Below are 17,988 nucleotides of genomic sequence, written 5' to 3'. Positions count from 1 at the left end.
GTGTAAAAAAGCAGATGATCTATGATGATCATCTGCCAACAATACATATGCTACTTCATTTTACTTGGTTCAACCCCAACATTTGACGTAGAGCCTAATTTTGCCACCAGGATGGAAGCCGGGTAGAGGGTCAGAAGATCGCCGCCTATGGTTACGAGGAAGCCATAATAGATGGCCTTCCCCAGCGGCATGACGTTTTTCAGATAGAGGTTGCTGATAAGAATCAGATGGGTCACACCCAGCAGGTAGGTGACAGCCAGTCCGGCCAGGATGCAGGCAAAAACCTTCAGGATCCTGAGCTCCTTCAGGCGTTCCACCAGTCTTCCCGTCAGCCAGGCAGAAAGGATAAATCCCACAAGATAGCCGAAGGAAGGCTGGAAAACATAGCCCAGTCCGCCGCCCTTTGTGAAAATGGGTACTCCGAGAAGGCCAATGACAACATAGAGCAACTGCGCCATCATGCCTTTCCTGGCACCCAGCAAGGCACCGGACAAGGCCACGAAGAAGGTCTGCAGCGTAAAGGGCACGAGGGGCAGGGGTACCCTGATAAAGGCACCAACCGCCGTCAGCGCTGCAAACAGGGCGATTTGTGCGATGTCTTTTGTGCTGAGTTTCAAGGTTTTCATGCGCATTCTCCTATCTTGTTGGCTTATTTGTAATTCATCATAACGAAACAGCCCGTAATTGTCAACCTTTATTTTTATATGGTTAACAATTATGGACTGACCGTCTTTTCCTACCGTGCACTCAGCATTTTTATTTGGCCATGATTTTATAGGTTCCCATCTCCAGGTTGTAAAACATGTAAACGCCTTTCTCATTGGTTCTGGTCACCTGCAGGGGTACATTGTCCCCGCTGAACAGGACCACCACCGCGTTGGGCACGGGCATGTCATGGCTGTCGGTGATGACCCCAAAAACCGTTCCCTTGAGCTCTTTCCGCTTGAGATAAATTGTTTCAAGAATATAAACCGGATTTTCCGGAACAGGCTGGAATACCCTCGAGTAAGTCTCATGGGCAGGCGATTCACAGGTTATCCTGTAGGTTCCCTGTTCCAGCCCGTCAAAAAGAAAATAACCTTCCGCGTTGGTCATGGTACTTTCTTCCCTCCTGGACTTGTCGGTCCGGGACAGGGTTACCCTGACGCCCTGGGCGGGCTTCCGGAGATAATCGCGTACGCAGCCGAAGAGCACGATGCCTTCCGATTCGGCCGGCATCAACGCGATATCCACGCCCTTTTTCCCGATGCAGGCCAGGTTGAGCAACTCGCTGGTATACGTGCAATAGCCTTTTTTCGCCACAAGTATCCTGCATGATGTGGCAGAACCTGCCGGGACACTGAAATGGCCTTTGCTGTCCGTATAACCCTGGCTGATGGAGTTGAGCGCATTGTCGGTCAGTTTGATGCATGCGTCTTCAATGGGTTTACCGCTTGATTTATCTGAAACATAACCTGTCAGGCAGTTTTCATGGATTCCGGCATCACTGACAGCCATGATCGTGCAGACATCGTCATTCTCAAAGGTAACCGAAACGGTTTGCGACAGGGCGGGCGGGTTTGTCTGTTCCATGCACACTCCTCCTTGGCCTCTGTGTCTTCAACTCATTATATGAACCCCAAAACCGGCTTGTGATGCCTCACCCATCCGCAGGAACCATCATATGCTTAAAAGGGGATGCTGAAAGGAAGATTCGAATGACAGCCTTTATTCAGACCAGGCTGGAGCCAGGCGGGGATGCTACGCTACCGGCTCCCGAAGCCAGGATTGACGTGAAGCTGGACACTGAAAACAGAACGGGAACCGTCCGGGGGATTGTAACCGATCTTTCAGACAGACCGATTTCGGAAGCCATGGTACAGCTTGCGAAGAACAGGTTTGAACCCGTGGCAGGATGCCTGACCCAGCCGGATGGAACCTTTGAGTTCCGGAATGTTCCCGCCAAAACGCAATACTGGTTGTACGCCGGCAGAAAAGGGTTCAAGGTGTTTGACAGCCCACCCTTCTTCCTGTTGGAAAGCCAGGAGATCCGGCGCCATATCCGCCTTTGCCCGGATGATGGCAACCTTCCGCCATGCCTTGCCGGAAGGGTCATCGACGTTGACGGCCGACCCGCAGCGCTTTCCGCCGTCCTCGTATTCAGACTGGCCGGCGATACCCTGGAATACCATTCCTTCAATTTCTGCGATGAATCCGGAAGATTCATGGCAGCAAACCTGAAACCCGGCCCATATCTATTGCGCATTATTGCAGAAGGCTACCCGCCTGTGAATCAAAACCTGAGGATCAGTTATCGCGACAGGCTGGTTAAGCTGGAATTCGTCCTGTCTGAACCGCATGCACGCCGGTGAAACATTCTTGCTCTTCTCAGTCCGATGCCAGGCGCGCTTTCGCCGTTACGACAGTTTTCGTATCGCTGTTTTAAACTTGTGTAAATCAGTTAACATGTGGCTTTGCATTCCAGTCCATATTGTATTATAATGACTGATGGCAGTATAAACTGCAAAATTGTAATCATAATAACCTCACCCGCTGGTGAAAAGGAAGATTCGGACGGGTGTCCGGGAACAATGTACCGTGTATGAACCAGACACGCCCGACGGCTGAACGGAGGTTCGGATTTGCGACTGAAGCCAAAGCTCGGCGATTTTTTTATTATCCTGCTCATTGCCGCATCAGCCGTTTTCCTGACGTTTTCGCTGCGGCAGGCCGACACCGGGGAAAAGATCGCACTGATCATCCAGGATGGGGTGGTTGTAAAGCAAATACGGCTGGATACGCTGGAGCATACCGAAATACTGGAATACTCGGGGGAATACCCCGGCATCATTGAGGCGGAAAAGGGCAGGATCAGGTTCAAGGAAGCCACTTGTCCCGATCAGGTCTGTGTCGGAACGGGTTGGATTTCGAAAAACGGGCAGATCGCCGCCTGTTTGCCGGACAGGATTCTCATCAGGATCACCGGTACCGGTTCCGCGGAGGACGATACGGATATCTGGCTGCACTGATGCAAGCCCGCAGGCCTTATGGGGAGAGCATGAAAAAGATCGCGCTGAACGGTTTACTGATATCACTGGCGTTGGTATTATCCTATGTAGAAAGCTTGTTTCCGACAAGCCTTATCATACCCATTCCCGGAATCAAACTGGGACTGGCAAATATTGTGACCATGTTTGCCCTGTTTTACCTGGGCTTCGTGTCAGCGTTGACCGTTTCCGTGCTCAGATGTGTCCTGGCCGCCCTGTTGTTCGGCGGTTTTTCTTCCCTCATGTTTTCGCTTTCGGGGGCTTTGCTGGCACTTATCGTCATGCAGGTACTGAAACATGGCCACAACAAGCTGTTTTCCCTGCTGGGAATCAGCATGGGAGGCGCAGCCGCCCATAACACCGGCCAGATCATCATGGCAAGCCTGATGATGCGGAACACGGCTATATATGCCTATCTCCCCGTTCTTCTGATCGCAGGAATTGTCATGGGTTTTCTGACCGCCGTTGTGGCGCAGAACCTGTTTTATTTGGTTGATAAAACTCATGTGGTAAATCGCTTGGGTTAGGAAATAATACATCATGTGAAAGGAGTGCGGCCATGTCAAAAAAGGTTGTGATTGTCGGAGCGGGTTATGCTGGTATAGAAGCCGCTTTGACCCTCAACAAAAAAAAGAAAAAAGACAAGATAGAGATTACGCTGATTGACAAGAATCCCTATCACACCCTCCTCACCGAAATCCATGAAGTGGCGGGCAACCGCGTATCCGAGGAAGCTGTACGGATTCCGCTCAGAAGCATTTTCAAGTACACCGATGTGAACCTGGTTCTGGATGAGATCAAGGAGTTCGACCTGGACAACAATACGCTTCGTTCCGAAGACAACACGTATCATTATGATTACCTCATCCTGGCCATGGGCAGCACGCCCAACTTCTTCGGCATCCCCGGCCTTAAGGAGCATGCCTTTACGCTCTGGTCCTTCGAAGATGCCGTAAAAATCCGTGAGCATATCAAGCGGACCTTTATCCTTGCGGAACAGGAAAAGGACAGCGAGAAGAGAAAGCGTCTTTTGACCTTCGTGGTTGCCGGCGCCGGGTTTACCGGGGTTGAGATGATCGGTGAGCTGGCCATCTGGGTGAAATCCCTCTGCAAGGATCACAACATCCCCAGGAAGGATGTCCGCCTTGTCATTGTGGACATGCTGCCGCGCATCCTGAACACACTGAACGAAAAGAATGCGGCAAAGGCGCATCAATACATGGAAAAGAAGCTGGGCATCGAGATCATGACCAGCACAAAAATCCTGGAAGCCACCGATAAGGGTTTGGTGGTGGAAGGCGGATTCATTGAGACAGCAACAATCATCTGGGCAGCAGGCGTCAGAAGCACAATGGACGTGGAAAACATCGACGCGGAAAAGCTGGGCGGCGCCAAGCGTCTTGCTGTTGACGAATTCGGTCGCACCAAGCATAAAAACGTCTATGTTGCCGGCGACATTTCAGGGCTTCTGGACGAGAACAACAAGTTCTATCCCGCCATGGTTGAAAACGCCATACAGACCGGACATGGCGCAGCCATGAACATTCTGAATGACATCCGGGGCAAGGAACCGCAAAAGATCAAGGTGAAGATGCACGGCACCATGGTGAGTGTCGGCAATTACTTTGCGGTTTCCGAGATTCTGGGCAGGAACCTCCCCGTCTGGCTTTCCATTGTCATGAAATTCCTAGTAAACATCCATTATTTGTGGGAAATCACAGGTTTCCGCGGCGCAGCCGTATACCTCTACCATGAAATTCTGGATCGCAGACAGCGCAAGAACCTGGTTGAAAAGCACTACACCACCAACATGCGTGCCTGGTGGACAACGCCTTTACGTCTCTTCCTGGGCGGCATGTGGCTCTATGAAGGAATCAAGAAGGTCATCGAAGGCTGGTTGAAAGTTCCCAAGCTGGCCGAGTTCCTGGGCATGGCTGCCGACTCCCAGAGTGCGGCTACCGGTTCGGCTCTCTATATCACAGAAGTGGCGGAAACCTTCAGCATCAAGACGGGTATCATCAATTTCATTCTCGGTACCGAAAGCAAAATCGTTGACGGTACCGCCATCGATGCTGTGAGCTTTGCCAAGGTTGAGCTGTTCCATTTCGGTGACTTCAACCTTGTTCCCTGGTTCCTAAGGAACGTGGTGCTGGCAAGCGACGGATTGGCGATGTTCTTCCAGGTGCTTGTAGTGATCCTGGAAGTCGGTATCGGTCTCATGCTGCTCGGCGGTGCCCTGTCCTTCGTGGCCTCGGCGATTTCACTGGGCCTTTTGGCCATGTTTGTCACATCCACCGGCCTTTACATGGACACCTGGTGGATGGTCTTTGCGTCCATTGCGGTTATGGGCGGTGCCGGAAGAGCGTTCGGTCTCGATTACTACCTGATCCCCTGGCTCAACAACATCTGGGAATCCTGGTGGAAGAACAGGAAATTCCGACTGTTCTTCAAGGGCAGCCTGGACCGCTGGGACTAAGGCTTTCAAAGCATTTGGAGGTAAGCAGACTTGTGGGATAACTACCCTGAAATAAAGACAGAGCTTGCGGCATTTGAGGAGTACCTGGCAGAAAAGCTGTCCTCACATAATGATTTTTTGCAGACAGCCTGCCGTAACGCCGTACTTTCCGGTGGAAAGCGGCTGCGTCCCGCTTTCACCATCATCACGGCCATGTCGGGCAATTACAGGCGTGAGGTGGTCTTCCCTGCCGCCGCTGCAATTGAAGTATTGCATACCGCAACCCTCATACACGACGACATCATCGATTGTGCCAAAACCAGGCGCGGCCAGCTTACCGTGGCTGAAAAGCACGGCATCAACCTGGCCGTCTATACCGGGGATTACCTGCTGGCCAAAGCCCTGCGCCTGCTGGTGGAAACCCGCATGAAGCCTGAACGACTGGATATGCTGGCAAAGGCCGTCAGCATGCTCTGCGAGGGCGAGATCGACCAGTATCTGGGCAAGTATGAGATAGCCAGCGTGCATAATTATCTGAAGCGCATCATGCGGAAAACAGGCATCCTGTTTTCCGCAGCCTGCCTGCTTGGCGCGAAGGCCGGGGAGCTTGACGAGGACAGCATAAGGCTGTATGGGCGATTTGGCCTGAGTTTCGGCACCGCTTTCCAGATCAAGGACGACCTGCTGGACATGGAATCCAGCGAACGCGTCGAGGGCAAGCCCGTGATCAACGATCTGAAGGAAGGCATCGTTACGCTTCCTGTGATCTATGCTGTCAGGAACAATCCCGAACTTCGGGATGAAATCAGGGAGTTTTTTGACGGCAAGGGCGATGTGCGCCAGATCCTGAACAGGGTTGCATCGGCAGGAGGCCCGAGGGATTCCCAGGCACTCAAGCAGAAGTATGTGGAAAAATGCCGGAAGTATCTCTCACAGCTTCCGGACAATATCGCCACCCGGGCCTTGCGTGAGGTTGCCGAAAGACTTTAGGGAAAACCGGGGAACGGGCGATCCCAAAAAGAACGGAGAACCGGTTGTGTTGAAAAGAAGTTTCAGAGCCGTAATATGGCTTGTGCTGATTGCCGCCGTGCTGTCAGGCTGCCGCTATGACGGCACAGGAGGCAGCCTTACGGCAGGCGGCTATACCAAGTATACCTATGAGTTCATGGGCTCATTCGATACCGTAATCCGGATTGTCGGCTATGCAAAAAGTCAAAGCGCTTTTGAGAGCATGGCCAAGCGGGCTGAGACCCGTTTCATGGAGCTTCATAGGCTGTTTGATATCTACAACGACTATGATGGGATAAACAACATCAAAACCATCAACGATCAGGCCGGCATAGCGCCGGTCAGGGTCAAGCGGGAGATCATCGACCTGCTTCTCTTTTCCCGGGAATGGTACGAAAAAAGCGGAGGTACTGTCAATATCGCCATGGGTCCTGTTCTTAACCTGTGGCATGAATACCGGGAACATGGGATCGAGAACCCCGACGAGGCCAGTCTTCCCCCCATGGAGAGGCTTGTTGAAGCACGGCAGTTCTGCGATATCCATCAGGTAACAGTGGATCAGGATGAGCAAACCGTCTTTCTTCCGGTGAAGGGCATGCGCCTCGACGTGGGCGCGGTAGCCAAGGGCTATGCCACAGAACTTGTGGCCCGGGAACTTGAGAAGGATGGCTATACTTCCTTCCTCATCAGCGCTGGCGGGAATGTCCGTGCCGTAGGAAAGCCCATGGAGAGCACACGATCCAAATGGGGCATCGGCATCCTGGATCCTGGCGGCAAGCTTAACAATGATGAGGAATCCACCCTGGACACGGTTTACATCAGCCAGGGATCGGTGGTGACCAGCGGTGACTACCAGAGATATTACGAAGTAGATGGCAGGCGATACCATCATCTGATCGATCCGGAAACCCTGATGCCGGCAACGCATTATCGCTCCGTGTCGGTCTATGTGGAGGATTCCGGGGTGGCCGACTTTATGTCCACGACCCTTTTCCTGCTGCCCTATGAAGAAAGCCGGAAGATGGCAGAAAAGACGGGCGTGGAAGCCCTGTGGGTGTTCCCGGACGGAAGGCTGGAAGTCACCGATGGCATGAAAGCCATGCTGAAGGTTCTGGGCGGAGCAACAAACAAGTAAACTTGATGTGAGAATCCCGAAAGGGGTGTCGGATTTGAACGCAAAAATCAGGATCCATTACCTCTATCACAGCGGATACGCCGTCCAGGTTGACGACAGGCTCCTGGTTTTCGACTATTACCTTGACAGGCCTGAAGGCGGCGTGCGCTCTATGGACACAGGAGTCATCAATCCCGAAGAAATCAGGGGATTTGAAACATTCGTCTTTTCTTCCCACCGCCATCCCGACCATTTCAATCCGGTTATTTTCAGCTGGCGCGAGCAGGTTCCCAGGATAAAGTACATTCTTTCCTGGGACATTCCACGCAGGTTCCATGCGGATCATACGGTCATGAAACCCGGTGAACAGGCATATCCCGGGGATGGCATTTCTGTCTCAACATTAAAGTCCACCGATGAAGGGGTTGCCTTCCTGGTGGATATTAACGGCGTGGTCATTTATCATGCCGGCGATCTCAACTGGTGGCACTGGGAAGAGGAACCCAAGGCATGGAACAATGACATGGCCTCCAGGTTCAAGAGGGAGATGGAACGGCTCAAGGGCGTGAAGATCGATGTCGCTTTCCTGACTGCCGATCCGAGGCAGGAATCCCATGCGCTCCTGGGCATGGAGTATTTCATCGACCATGTGGGCGCCGGCACCATCTTTCCCATGCATTTTGGGGATGATTACAGCATCATGGATGCCATACAGAAAAAAAAGGCCACCCATCCTGGCTTTGGCGTCGTTCAGCCCATTACCGGGCGGGGAGCCTGCTTTGTTCTGTAAACCACCGGTTACTCTATATACCTTCTGCAGGAATTCCTGATGATTAACCGCGTAGGAATCCTGACGGTTTTCGGTTTGGTATTGCGTCCGTCCAGCATCTTCAGCAATATCTCGGCACAGGTCTGCCCGATCTCCGCCCTGTTCTGACGGACGGTGGTCAGACCGGGAACCACATATGCCGCTATCTCGATATCATCGAAACCAATGATGGAAATATCTTCAGGCACATAAAGCCCCCGTTCCCTGGCAGCCGCGATGGCGCCGCAGGCAAGGACATCGGACGAGCAAAACACGGCTGTGGGTGCCTGATGCATATCCAGCAGCCGCTGCATAGCCTCGTAGCCGCTCTTGAAATTGAACTGGTCGGCCGCTTCTATGATGCCTTCGCCATAATCGGTGTTGTGGGCCTGGACGGACATTTTGTAGCCCATAATTCTTTCCTGGCTTGCGGCAGAACTGAGCGGACCCGCAATGTGGGCCACTCGCTTATGCCCGAGCGAAAAAAGGTAATCCACGGCCTTTTTTGCCCCGTCCACATTATCAGAGAGAACACAGGGCACCTCGCCGGGAACCGGTTCGCTGGCCACACAGGGGATGCGGCTATTGATCAAATCCTGAAGCCCTTCAACCTCAGGATGGTTGACAATAAAAACCGCGTCAACCCCACGGTAGAGACAGTGTTCATAAACCGAGTTATGTCTTTCCCCTATTCGCTTGCCGATGAAGATGAGTTCATAACCGGCTTCCTCGATGCGTTCCTTGAACTTTTCGATAATCTCCGAAAAATGGGGATGGCGTATCCCCAACCCCTGATCCTCGTTATATAAAATACCTATCAGCCATGATTTGCTGGTAGCCAGAGCCCGTGCGCTTGAATTTGGGGTATATCCCATCTCCCGGGCAATGGCACGGATCTTCATTTTTGTAGATGCACTGATATCCGGATAATCGTTCAGCGCTTTTGAGACCGTGGTGGGTGAATAGCCGGATTTCTTTGCTATATCATAAATTGTTACCAAGCAGGATTACCTCTTCCCGGATAATAATCAAATGTCATATGGAGCCATTTCTAAATTTTATCCTGTTATCATTCCAAAATGCAATACCTTATATTTTATATCTTATTCCGGAATTATCCTGTTGCTATACCAGACCATATCAATATTTCCTGAACAGACCGATGATCTTCCCCAGAATGGTCAGGTCATCTTTCACAATAATGGGCTCATAGTCCGGATTCTCCGGCTGGAGCCTGATATGGTCCTTTTCCCTGTAGAATCTCTTGACGGTTGCCTCATCCCCTATCAGGGCGGCTACGATGTCACCGTTATTGGCGGTGTTCTGCTGCTTGACCAGGATGTAATCACCATCCAGGATACCGGCGTTGATCATGCTGTCACCGCGCACTTTCAGCATGAATACGGTTGAATTTTCAAGGTATTGCACCGGAACAGGAAAGGTTTCCTCAATATTCTCCACTGCCAGAATGGGCTGTCCGGCCGTAATCTTTCCCAGCACAGGCACATTTTCTATCTCCCGGTCCGCGATATAACCCTCCAGACTGCTGCGCCTGTCATCCAGGATCCGCAATGCCCGGGGTTTTGTGGCATCCTTCTTGATCTGCCCTTCTTCTTCCAGCTTCTTGATATAGGCATGGACCGTGGATGTCGACTTGAACCCGACCGCCTGGCAGATCTCCCTTACAGATGGCGGATACCCTTTCTCGGCGATCTGCCGGTTGACAAAATCAAGAATTTGCTGCTGTTTGTCCGGATCACGACGACGCATTCCCATTCCCTCCGTCAGTTCAAAGGTAAATACAGGCATAACACCCGGTTATCTAGATTATATATAATGCTGCGATGATTGTCAAACAAATGTTCGATTTTGTCTTGACATCCGAACAGTTGTTCGCTAAAATATCCCATAAAAGAACATGTGTTCAGTCGAGGTGATGGTATGCTGAAGCATTACAGGCTGACCAACAAAAAAAGATTTTTCGCTTTCCTGGTATTGGTTTTCGCTGCTTTTTACCTTGCCGGCATGATTATCAGCGCAGGTGCCGTTTCCGATAAACCGCAGGCTCCAAAAATGATCAGGGTGCAAAAGGGCGACACCCTTTGGGAAATAGCCCAGCAGCATTGCACAGGTGACATCCGGGATAACATATACAGAATCCGCCAGATCAATCAGCTCTCTTCATGGATTATCCATGAAGGTCAGATCCTTCTTCTCCCCTGACAGGCCGCAGGCTGTTATATAACCAGCAAAGTGTGGTAAAATGATTGTGTCCGGTGGTCATGGATTAAAAGCGATTCATCCCGGATAATCAAGTCGGGGGAGTGATATGCATGCTCATCCAGCAGTTGACCATTTTCCTTGAAAACCAATCAGGCAGACTGGCCGAAGTGACCAGGGTACTGGCAAACGCAGGGATCAACATCCGTGCCCTGTCCATCGCCGATACCGCAGAATACGGCATCCTGAGGCTTATTGTCAATGATCCCGTCAGTGCGGCAGGTATTCTGAAAAAAGAAGGTTTTTCCGTGGGAATAGCAGATGTGATCGGCATCACCATCGACGATACTCCCGGAAGCCTTGCCCGTGTACTGGCCATACTTGAGGAAAACAACATCAGCATCGAGTACATGTATGCCTTTACGGGAAGCTCCAGAGCGGGAATGGCCAATGTGGTCATCAAGGTTGAAGATCTCAGGAAGGCAGTCGACATTCTTACGGGCGCAGGTGTGAACGTCATGACTCCGGACGAGGTCCATCAACTGTAGTCAAAATGCGTTCCGAATATGCATGATAAAGGGACGGTTGCCTCTCAATGGGTGTGAGTGTTCCGTCCCTTTTATTATACCGTCGCAGATGTGTAACAAACGAAAGCCGGGCACAAAAGCCCGGCGTTTCCTTGCAATGATTCCTTTATTTGATGATACTTCTCATGCTCATCCTCACGGCGAGATATCGCTCAGTTCCAGCCCCTTGTTCTTGTCCCTGGCCCAGTTTACCGACCACTCATTTTCAAACAAAAGCACAGGGTTACCCCGACCGTCATGGACAAGCATGGTGGACGAGGTCAGGTTCAATTGATCAGGCTCTGCCGGTGACGACACGATCCATCGGGCATGGCGGTGGGGTAGCCGCTGGATCTTCAGATCCACCGAATACTCGTTCTTCAGCCTGTATTCAAGCACCTCAAACTGCAGCACGCCGACCGCGCCCACCACAAACTCTTCAACGCCTATGTCAGGCTGCTTGTAAACCTGAATAGCACCTTCCTGGGCCAGCTGCGTGATCCCCTTGAGGAACTGCTTGCGCTTCATGGTATCTTTGGCCGATACCCGGGCAAAATGCTCTGCCGGGAAGCTGGGAATGCCCGTAAAGGTCAGGCCAGGCGTTGTGCTCAGGGTATCGCTGATCCGGAATATGCCCGGATCGAAAAGACCTATTATGTCACCCGGATAGGCAACTTCAATGGATTCACGCTCCTGAGCCATAAGCTGCTGGGGCTGTGCCAGGCGTACGGGTTTTTCCGAACCGCTGTGGTGCACCTGCATACCGCGCCGGAATACGCCGGAGCAGATCCGCATGAAGGCAATCCTGTCCCTGTGGTTGGGATTCATGTTGGCCTGGATCTTGAACACGAAGCCGGTAAAATTCGGATCTTCCGGGCTGATGATTTGCTCACCGAAGGCGCGGGGGCCGGGCGGCGGAGCCATTTTCAGGAAATCCTCCAGGAACGGGCCCACACCAAAGTTTGTCATGGCACTTCCAAAGAACACAGGGGTCAACTCGCCCTTTAAAACCTTACCCAGGTCGAATTCGTCCCCGGCCATATCCAGAAGCTCTATCTCCTCCACCAGCCTGGAATAATAGGGCTCTCCAAGAAGCTCCTTAAAGACCGGATCGTCAACCGTTCCCCTGGTGGAGCTTACGATGGCCTGTCCATGGGACTGGTCCCCGTAAAAGAGCTCTATCTGGCGGAGCTGCCTGTTGTATACACCCTTGAAATCACCGTCCGTGCCTATGGGCCAGTTGATGGGATAGGAACGGATACCCAAAACGTCTTCAAGTTCCTGCATCAGCGAAAAGGGGTCCTTGCTGGCCCGGTCCATCTTATTGATGAATGTGAAAATCGGAATCTGCCTCATCCGGCAGACGTGGAACAGCTTGATGGTCTGCGCCTCAACACCCTTTGCGCCGTCCAGGAGCATCACGGCGCTGTCGGCCGCAACCAGGGTACGGTAGGTGTCCTCACTGAAATCCTGGTGGCCCGGCGTATCCAGGATATTGATGCAGTAGCCCTGGTACTGGAACTGCATCACGCTGGAAGTAACCGAAATACCGCGCTGCTTTTCTATCTCCATCCAGTCCGATACCGCATGCCGGGCGGCCTTCCTCGCCTTGACCGAGCCGGCCATGTGGATGGCTCCTCCATAGAGGAGCAGCTTCTCGGTTAACGTGGTCTTACCGGCGTCCGGGTGGGATATGATGGCAAAGGTTCGCCTGCGTTCAATTTCTTTCATCAGTTCTGCTTCTGCCATTTGAATTGGATACCTGCCTTAACGTATGTCGATCATATTATTCCGAAAAAGATACAAATCATATTTTATAAGTATCCTATAGTCTCGTCAAGAAAGTCTTTACAGCAGATCATACCGATATTTTCCGGGTTATGGTCCGGCCTGTCGTTCCTATTCCCTTCATGCCCATTTCATGGTATGATAATACTAATTTGTTAGCCGATGATACTTTATCTTGGGTTTATTTATGTTCATAAAAAAGGACATGGTGAGGGATATCAATGGATACCAGAACAATGGCCATACAGGCAAAAAAGGCTTCCATCCTGATGCAGGGAGTCTCCACGGAATCGAAGAACAGCGCTTTGAAAAAGATCGCTGACGCGCTGCTTGCCAGAAAGGAAGAAATCCTTGAGGCCAACAGGCAGGATATGGAGAGAAGCACTGCCGAAAACCTGGCCGCCCCGCTTCTCAAGAGACTTAAGTTCGACGAGCAGAAGCTCAACGGCGTGGTGGAGGGCATCCACAGCCTGATCGGCCTTGAGGATCCGGTGGGCAAAACCCTTCTGGCACGGGAACTGGATGACGGTCTCAGGCTCTACAGGGTGAGCTGCCCCATCGGCGTGATCGGCATCATTTTCGAATCCAGACCCGATGCGCTGGTCCAGATATCCACCCTTTGCTTAAAGAGTGGAAACGCCGTTCTCCTGAAGGGCGGCCGTGAGGCCTCGCTGACCAACCGGATACTGACACAGGTCATTTCCGAGGCATCCCTTGAAGCCGGCATGCCGGAAAACTGGATCAATCTTCTGGAAAGCCGGGACGAGGTTAACGAAATGCTTGCCCTCGATGAATATGTGGACCTGATCATCCCCCGTGGTTCCAACGAATTTGTCCGCTACATCATGGATCATTCACGTATTCCCGTTCTGGGGCATGCCGACGGTATCTGCCATGTTTATATTGACAAGGACGCGGACGTGAGCCGCGCCGTGGACATCGTGGTGGATTCCAAGACCCAGTATGTGGCCGTGTGCAATGCACTGGAAACCCTGCTCGTTCATAAGGATGCGGCAGAAAAAGTATTGCCTGCCCTGAAGGAAGCCCTGGAGACAAAATCGGTGGAGATCAGGGGCTGCGAAAGAACCCGCGGCATCATCTCATGCAAGGAGGCCACCGAAGAAGACTGGAAGACTGAATACCTGGATTATGTGCTGTCCATAAGGATTGTGGATTCCCTGGATGAGGCCATTGAACATATCAACACCTATGGTTCCGGTCATACCGATGCTATCGTTTCGCAGAGCCAGGAAAGCATCAACCGGTTCCTGGAATACGTGGATTCCGGAAATGTATTCGCCAATTGCTCCACCCGGTTCAGCGACGGCTTCCGATATGGCTTTGGTGCCGAGGTAGGCATCAGCACCAACAAGATTCACGCCCGCGGTCCCGTCGGTCTGGACGGACTGGTTACCTACAAATACAAGGTGATTGGCGACGGGCATCTGGTGGCCGACTATGCTTCCGGTAAGCGCCGCTTCACCCACAGGGATCTTTGATTCAACCAGCCCGCGCAATTTGGGTATGTATAAAAAGGAGCCGCAAAGCTTGCGGCTCCTTTGGTTTTAAGCTCCGAATTATTTGGTCTCCAGCAGGTACTGGTTGAAGATGGCTTCCAGCATCTCCTGGCGTCCGGATTCCAGCTTCGGCTCGCCGTTCTTGAGGGTGTAGGCTTCCAGTTCCTTGAAGCCCACCTTGCCTTCCACGATGTCCTTGCCGATGCCGGTGGTGTAGCTTGCATAACGCTTCGCGATGAAGTCCTCGAACACGCGGTCCTCGATGAGCCTTGCGGCAACCTTGAGTCCCCTTGCGAAGGAATCCATTCCGGCGATATGGCCATAGAACAGATCGACGGGCTCGAAGGATACCCTGCGGACCTTGGCGTCGAAGTTGAGACCGCCTGTTGTGAATCCGCCGGCCATGAGCACTTCGTACATGGCCAGGGTGGTGTCATAGAGGTTGGTCGGGAACTGGTCGGTGTCCCAGCCAAGCAGCATGTCGCCCTGGTTGGCGTCGATGCTACCGAGCATGTTGTTGATTCTGGCCACCCTCAGATCATGCTGGAAGGTATGCATGGCAAGGGTTGCATGGTTGGCCTCGATGTTGAGCTTGAAATAGGGATCCAGGCCATAGCTCTTCAGGAAGCCGATAACTGTGGCCGCATCGAAGTCATACTGATGCTTGGTGGGTTCCTTCGGCTTGGGCTCAATCAGGAGCTGGCCGGTAAAGCCGATTTCCTTGGCATAATCCACGGCCATTTGCAGGAAACGGGCCAGGTTGTCCAGTTCCAGCTTCATGTCGGTGTTGAGCAGGGTCTCATAGCCTTCGCGGCCGCCCCAGAACACATAGTTCTGGCCGCCCAGTTCCTTGGTGATTTCCATGGCCTTCTTCACCTGGGATGCCGCATAAGCAAAAACGTCAGCATGGCAGGATGTGGATGCGCCATGGGCAAACCTGGGATGGCTGAAAGCGTTGGTAGTACCCCAGAGAAGTTTCACTTCGCTGTCCTTCATACGATCCTTAATCTTTTCAACCACCTTGTCCAGGCGCTTGTTGGTCTCCTGGAGCGTATCGGCTTCCGGAGCGATGTCCCTGTCGTGGAAGCAGAAGAACGGAACGCCCAGCTTTTCACAGAATTCAAAGTTGGCGTCCACCTTGGCAAGTGCCAAATCCATCGGATCAGTGATGTGATCCCAGGGCCTCTGGGCTGTGCCGGCTCCGAACATATCGGCGCCCCTGGCCTGGAATGTGTGCCAGTAAGCAACAGCAAAGCGCAGATGCTCCTTCATGGGCTTGCCGAAAACAACTTCGTCCGGGTTGTAATACTTAAACGCCAACGGATTCTTGGATTCGGGTCCCTCATACTGTATCTTGCCGATACCTTTGAAAAACTCTGACATAATGGTTACCTCCTTATTTGAATTGAAAATGGTTCAATGAATGAACTATTTCCCAAAAAGCTTGCGAATCGGGATGATGGCGGCTCCCAGGGCGGAAGAGTTTTCTCCGAAGCTGGAAGGAACGATGGTACAGCTCTCGGCCAGGTGCGCCAGCGCCGTCCTCGCGGCCGATTTGGCGATGTCATCCAACACCAGTCCGGCATATTGCGGGAATTTCTTGCCCAAAACAATGGTCTGCGGGTTAAAGGCATTGATCAGATAGCCAATGGCTTTGCCAAGGCTTACCGCAGCTGTCCTGAAGATCCGCAGGCATGCCGGTTCTCCTTCCCGCGCCCCTTTCAGGAGCGCCTCAAAGTTCTGGTCGATGGTGTTCTCAGAAACGGCGGGACAGGTTTCGCCCACCAGTTCCCTGTACTTCTGGGCCATGGCGCTGATGGAAGCCATGGTCTCAAGGCAGCCCACATTGCCGCATTTACACCTGGGACCATTTTCATCCACGGAAATGTGTCCCACCTCTCCCGCGCTTCCGGTATATCCGCGATATATCTTTCCCCGTACGAAGATACCCGCGCCAATACCCGATTCAATATTGATGCAGATAAAATCTTCAACACCCCTGCATATACCCAGCCAGTTTTCGCAGAAGGCCGAACACATGGCTTCGTTGTCGAGGTAGACCGGCACATCCAGCTCCTGGCTCAGGCCTTCCCTGATATCCACATCGGACCATCCCAGGTTCGGCGCAAGATAAATCTTCCTGGTCGTTATGTCCAGCATTCCCGGGATGGATACGCCGACACCCAGAATCCTTTCCTTTCTGAGTTTCAGGTCTGACACCACGGTATCAAAGATCCGCCGGATCTGCCTGACCGCTTCCTCAGGCGTAAGGGACGACTTGTTTTCCCATTTCTCCTCATAATGGATCTTCCCGGTGATGTCCAGTACCACGGCATAGATGAACCGCATGTCGATATCGAAGCCGAAGGCATAGTAGGAATCGGGATTCAGCTCCAGCATGACCGGCTTTCGGCCGCCGGAGGATTTCCCCTCGCCGACCTCCCTGATGAACTCGGCTCCCAGAAGCTCTTTCACAATGGCCCCCGTGGCAGTGGCCGACAGACCGGTGCGATCAGCCAGGGCCTTTCGTGAAATGCCCGCCGTGGTCCTGATGAGATCCAGTATGGTAGCCTGATTCAGTTCTTTCAGGTATTTATTGTTGCCGGTCTTAGGTTCCCTCAACGAATCCACCTTCTAAATCAATCAGTTCTGGTTGAGCTTTGCCAAGGTTTTGAAGTCATTTTTAAGCGACTCGTAAATGCTGTTGTACAGCTTGTAGAATTCCTGGTAGGTCTTATGGTTGTCCGCATTGTAATCCTGGCGTGTCACCACTTTGATGGTCTGGTCGCAGGCCTCGGGAACACTCTTGTACACGCCCGCACCTACACCGGCGAGAAGCGCGGCACCCAAAGCGGGACCTTCGCTGGAGTTGATGGTGCAGATGGGCGTTCCGAAGAGATCGGCCTGTATCTGCCGCCACAGCGGGCTCTTTCCGCCGCCGCCGGAGGCACGGACCTCATTGATGCCAATGCCCATCTCCTTGATGATATCCAGGCAGTTCTTAAGGCTGTATGCCACGCCTTCCATCACAGCCCGCAGGAATTCGCGCTTGGTGTGCTTAGCGGAGATGCCGAAGAAGACGCCTCTGCAATCAGGATCAAGGTGGGGTGTCCGTTCGCCCATCAGGTAGGGCAGGTAAAGCAGGCCACCGGCTCCAACAGCTACCTTTTCGGCAGCTTTATCAATCAGGTAGTACGGGTCTACATCCAAAAGACCTGCGGAAGAAATCTCTTCATGGCAGAAATTGTTCCTGAACCACTGCAGGGACAGTCCGGCACCCTGCGTCACGCCCATGATGTGCCAGGTGTTGGGAACCGCATGGCAGAAGGTATGAACACGGCCCTTGGGATCGATGCTCACCTTGTCGGTATAGGCAAAGACCACACCGGATGTTTATAATGCCCCCCATTGTCAAGACAATTTTTCAGCTTTTCTAAGTTAGATTCTCCTTTCTTTAAATTTCCATATTTTACATTTATTTACTAT

At 52.3% G+C, this 17,988-nt stretch carries 17 protein-coding genes and 1 pseudogene; 10 read left to right on the top strand and 8 right to left on the bottom strand.

The features are described from left to right. Positions 1 to 50: 50 nt before the first annotated feature. Both F3H12_RS11325 and F3H12_RS11320 read right to left on the bottom strand, forming a co-directional pair. On the bottom strand, positions 51 to 626 hold the full coding sequence (locus tag F3H12_RS11325) for a biotin transporter BioY (protein WP_149679429.1): 576 nt from the start codon (positions 624 to 626) through the stop codon (positions 51 to 53). A gap of 130 nt (positions 627 to 756) precedes the next feature. After that, positions 757 to 1,572 carry an MSCRAMM family protein gene (locus tag F3H12_RS11320; RefSeq protein WP_149679428.1) on the bottom strand — a complete coding sequence of 272 codons (816 nt, stop codon included), beginning with the start codon at positions 1,570 to 1,572 and terminating at the stop codon, positions 757 to 759. Between the two features lie 125 nt (positions 1,573 to 1,697). Here F3H12_RS11320 and F3H12_RS11315 point away from each other — a divergent pair, with 125 nt between their 5' ends. From F3H12_RS11315 to F3H12_RS11285, 7 genes are all read left to right on the top strand, one after another. After that, positions 1,698 to 2,351 carry a carboxypeptidase-like regulatory domain-containing protein gene (locus F3H12_RS11315; RefSeq protein WP_188118507.1) on the top strand — a complete coding sequence of 218 codons (654 nt, stop codon included), beginning with the start codon at positions 1,698 to 1,700 and terminating at the stop codon, positions 2,349 to 2,351. 270 nt (positions 2,352 to 2,621) lie between these two features. After that, complete coding sequence (locus tag F3H12_RS11310; protein WP_188118506.1) at positions 2,622 to 3,008, top strand: NusG domain II-containing protein; 387 nt, start codon at positions 2,622 to 2,624, stop codon at positions 3,006 to 3,008. 29 nt (positions 3,009 to 3,037) lie between these two features. Next, positions 3,038 to 3,553, top strand: a complete 516-nt coding sequence (locus F3H12_RS11305; protein WP_188118505.1) for a Gx transporter family protein — start codon at positions 3,038 to 3,040, stop codon at positions 3,551 to 3,553. A 32-nt stretch (positions 3,554 to 3,585) separates the two neighbouring features. After that, the gene (locus F3H12_RS11300) at positions 3,586 to 5,502 is read left to right on the top strand and encodes an NAD(P)/FAD-dependent oxidoreductase (RefSeq protein ID WP_149679424.1); all 1,917 of its coding nucleotides are present in this window, start codon (positions 3,586 to 3,588) and stop codon (positions 5,500 to 5,502) included. A gap of 30 nt (positions 5,503 to 5,532) precedes the next feature. Then, positions 5,533 to 6,471, top strand: coding sequence for a polyprenyl synthetase family protein (locus F3H12_RS11295; protein WP_149679423.1), 939 nt, complete (start codon positions 5,533 to 5,535; stop codon positions 6,469 to 6,471). Between the two features lie 46 nt (positions 6,472 to 6,517). Beyond that, positions 6,518 to 7,624 (top strand): FAD:protein FMN transferase, encoded by a 1,107-nt coding sequence (locus tag F3H12_RS11290; protein ID WP_188118504.1) that lies wholly within the window; start codon positions 6,518 to 6,520, stop codon positions 7,622 to 7,624. A gap of 34 nt (positions 7,625 to 7,658) precedes the next feature. Next, the gene (locus tag F3H12_RS11285) at positions 7,659 to 8,393 is read left to right on the top strand and encodes an MBL fold metallo-hydrolase (RefSeq protein WP_149679421.1); all 735 of its coding nucleotides are present in this window, start codon (positions 7,659 to 7,661) and stop codon (positions 8,391 to 8,393) included. Between the two features lie 8 nt (positions 8,394 to 8,401). On the opposite strand, the gene F3H12_RS11280 is transcribed toward F3H12_RS11285, so the two are convergent. Both F3H12_RS11280 and lexA read right to left on the bottom strand, forming a co-directional pair. Beyond that, positions 8,402 to 9,412 (bottom strand): LacI family DNA-binding transcriptional regulator, encoded by a 1,011-nt coding sequence (locus F3H12_RS11280; protein WP_149679420.1) that lies wholly within the window; start codon positions 9,410 to 9,412, stop codon positions 8,402 to 8,404. Positions 9,413 to 9,551: 139 nt separating this feature from the next. Continuing rightward, positions 9,552 to 10,181, bottom strand: a complete 630-nt coding sequence (lexA, locus tag F3H12_RS11275) for a transcriptional repressor LexA (RefSeq protein WP_149679419.1) — start codon at positions 10,179 to 10,181, stop codon at positions 9,552 to 9,554. Positions 10,182 to 10,352: 171 nt separating this feature from the next. Here lexA and F3H12_RS11270 point away from each other — a divergent pair, with 171 nt between their 5' ends. Continuing rightward, complete coding sequence (locus tag F3H12_RS11270) at positions 10,353 to 10,634, top strand: LysM peptidoglycan-binding domain-containing protein (RefSeq protein WP_149679418.1); 282 nt, start codon at positions 10,353 to 10,355, stop codon at positions 10,632 to 10,634. Between the two features lie 110 nt (positions 10,635 to 10,744). Then, entirely contained in the window at positions 10,745 to 11,179 is a 435-nt protein-coding gene (locus F3H12_RS11265; RefSeq protein ID WP_149679417.1) for an ACT domain-containing protein, read from the top strand. Between the two features lie 174 nt (positions 11,180 to 11,353). Here F3H12_RS11265 and F3H12_RS11260 read toward each other — a convergent pair whose 3' ends face one another. Next, positions 11,354 to 12,928, bottom strand: a complete 1,575-nt coding sequence (locus tag F3H12_RS11260) for a peptide chain release factor 3 (protein WP_243133276.1) — start codon at positions 12,926 to 12,928, stop codon at positions 11,354 to 11,356. Between the two features lie 278 nt (positions 12,929 to 13,206). Between F3H12_RS11260 and F3H12_RS11255 the strand changes: the two genes are divergently transcribed. Next, complete coding sequence (locus F3H12_RS11255; protein ID WP_149679415.1) at positions 13,207 to 14,484, top strand: glutamate-5-semialdehyde dehydrogenase; 1,278 nt, start codon at positions 13,207 to 13,209, stop codon at positions 14,482 to 14,484. Between the two features lie 78 nt (positions 14,485 to 14,562). Here F3H12_RS11255 and xylA read toward each other — a convergent pair whose 3' ends face one another. The 3 genes and pseudogenes from xylA to F3H12_RS11240 all read right to left on the bottom strand — a co-directional run. Continuing rightward, entirely contained in the window at positions 14,563 to 15,885 is a 1,323-nt protein-coding gene (xylA, locus tag F3H12_RS11250; protein WP_149679414.1) for a xylose isomerase, read from the bottom strand. Positions 15,886 to 15,930: 45 nt separating this feature from the next. Next, positions 15,931 to 17,124 (bottom strand): ROK family transcriptional regulator, encoded by a 1,194-nt coding sequence (locus F3H12_RS11245; protein ID WP_188118503.1) that lies wholly within the window; start codon positions 17,122 to 17,124, stop codon positions 15,931 to 15,933. 21 nt (positions 17,125 to 17,145) lie between these two features. After that, positions 17,146 to 17,895, bottom strand: a pseudogene (locus F3H12_RS11240) (FGGY-family carbohydrate kinase); the annotation flags it as partial. Positions 17,896 to 17,988: the final 93 nt, after the last annotated feature.

It is taken from the genome of Thermoclostridium caenicola (assembly GCF_900142095.1).
Taxonomy (GTDB): domain Bacteria; phylum Bacillota; class Clostridia; order DSM-8532; family DSM-8532; genus Thermoclostridium_A; species Thermoclostridium_A caenicola.
Note: the sequence above shows the minus strand (reverse complement) of the source record. Positions and strands in the feature narration are given on the sequence as shown.

What these genes read in the sequence shown, in the direction of transcription:
- F3H12_RS11315 (WP_188118507.1), top strand. Translation starts at nt 1,698, where the DNA reads ATGACAGCCTTTATTCAGACCAGGCTGGAGCCAGGCGGGGATGCTACG.
- F3H12_RS11265 (WP_149679417.1), top strand. Translation starts at nt 10,745, where the DNA reads ATGCTCATCCAGCAGTTGACCATTTTCCTTGAAAACCAATCAGGCAGA.
- F3H12_RS11325 (WP_149679429.1), bottom strand. Translation starts at nt 626, where the DNA reads ATGAAAACCTTGAAACTCAGCACAAAAGACATCGCACAAATCGCCCTG.
- F3H12_RS11255 (WP_149679415.1), top strand. Translation starts at nt 13,207, where the DNA reads ATGGATACCAGAACAATGGCCATACAGGCAAAAAAGGCTTCCATCCTG.
- lexA (WP_149679419.1), bottom strand. Translation starts at nt 10,181, where the DNA reads ATGCGTCGTCGTGATCCGGACAAACAGCAGCAAATTCTTGATTTTGTC.
- F3H12_RS11300 (WP_149679424.1), top strand. Translation starts at nt 3,586, where the DNA reads ATGTCAAAAAAGGTTGTGATTGTCGGAGCGGGTTATGCTGGTATAGAA.
- F3H12_RS11305 (WP_188118505.1), top strand. Translation starts at nt 3,038, where the DNA reads ATGAAAAAGATCGCGCTGAACGGTTTACTGATATCACTGGCGTTGGTA.
- F3H12_RS11320 (WP_149679428.1), bottom strand. Translation starts at nt 1,572, where the DNA reads ATGGAACAGACAAACCCGCCCGCCCTGTCGCAAACCGTTTCGGTTACC.
- F3H12_RS11270 (WP_149679418.1), top strand. Translation starts at nt 10,353, where the DNA reads ATGCTGAAGCATTACAGGCTGACCAACAAAAAAAGATTTTTCGCTTTC.
- xylA (WP_149679414.1), bottom strand. Translation starts at nt 15,885, where the DNA reads ATGTCAGAGTTTTTCAAAGGTATCGGCAAGATACAGTATGAGGGACCC.
- F3H12_RS11260 (WP_243133276.1), bottom strand. Translation starts at nt 12,928, where the DNA reads ATGAAAGAAATTGAACGCAGGCGAACCTTTGCCATCATATCCCACCCG.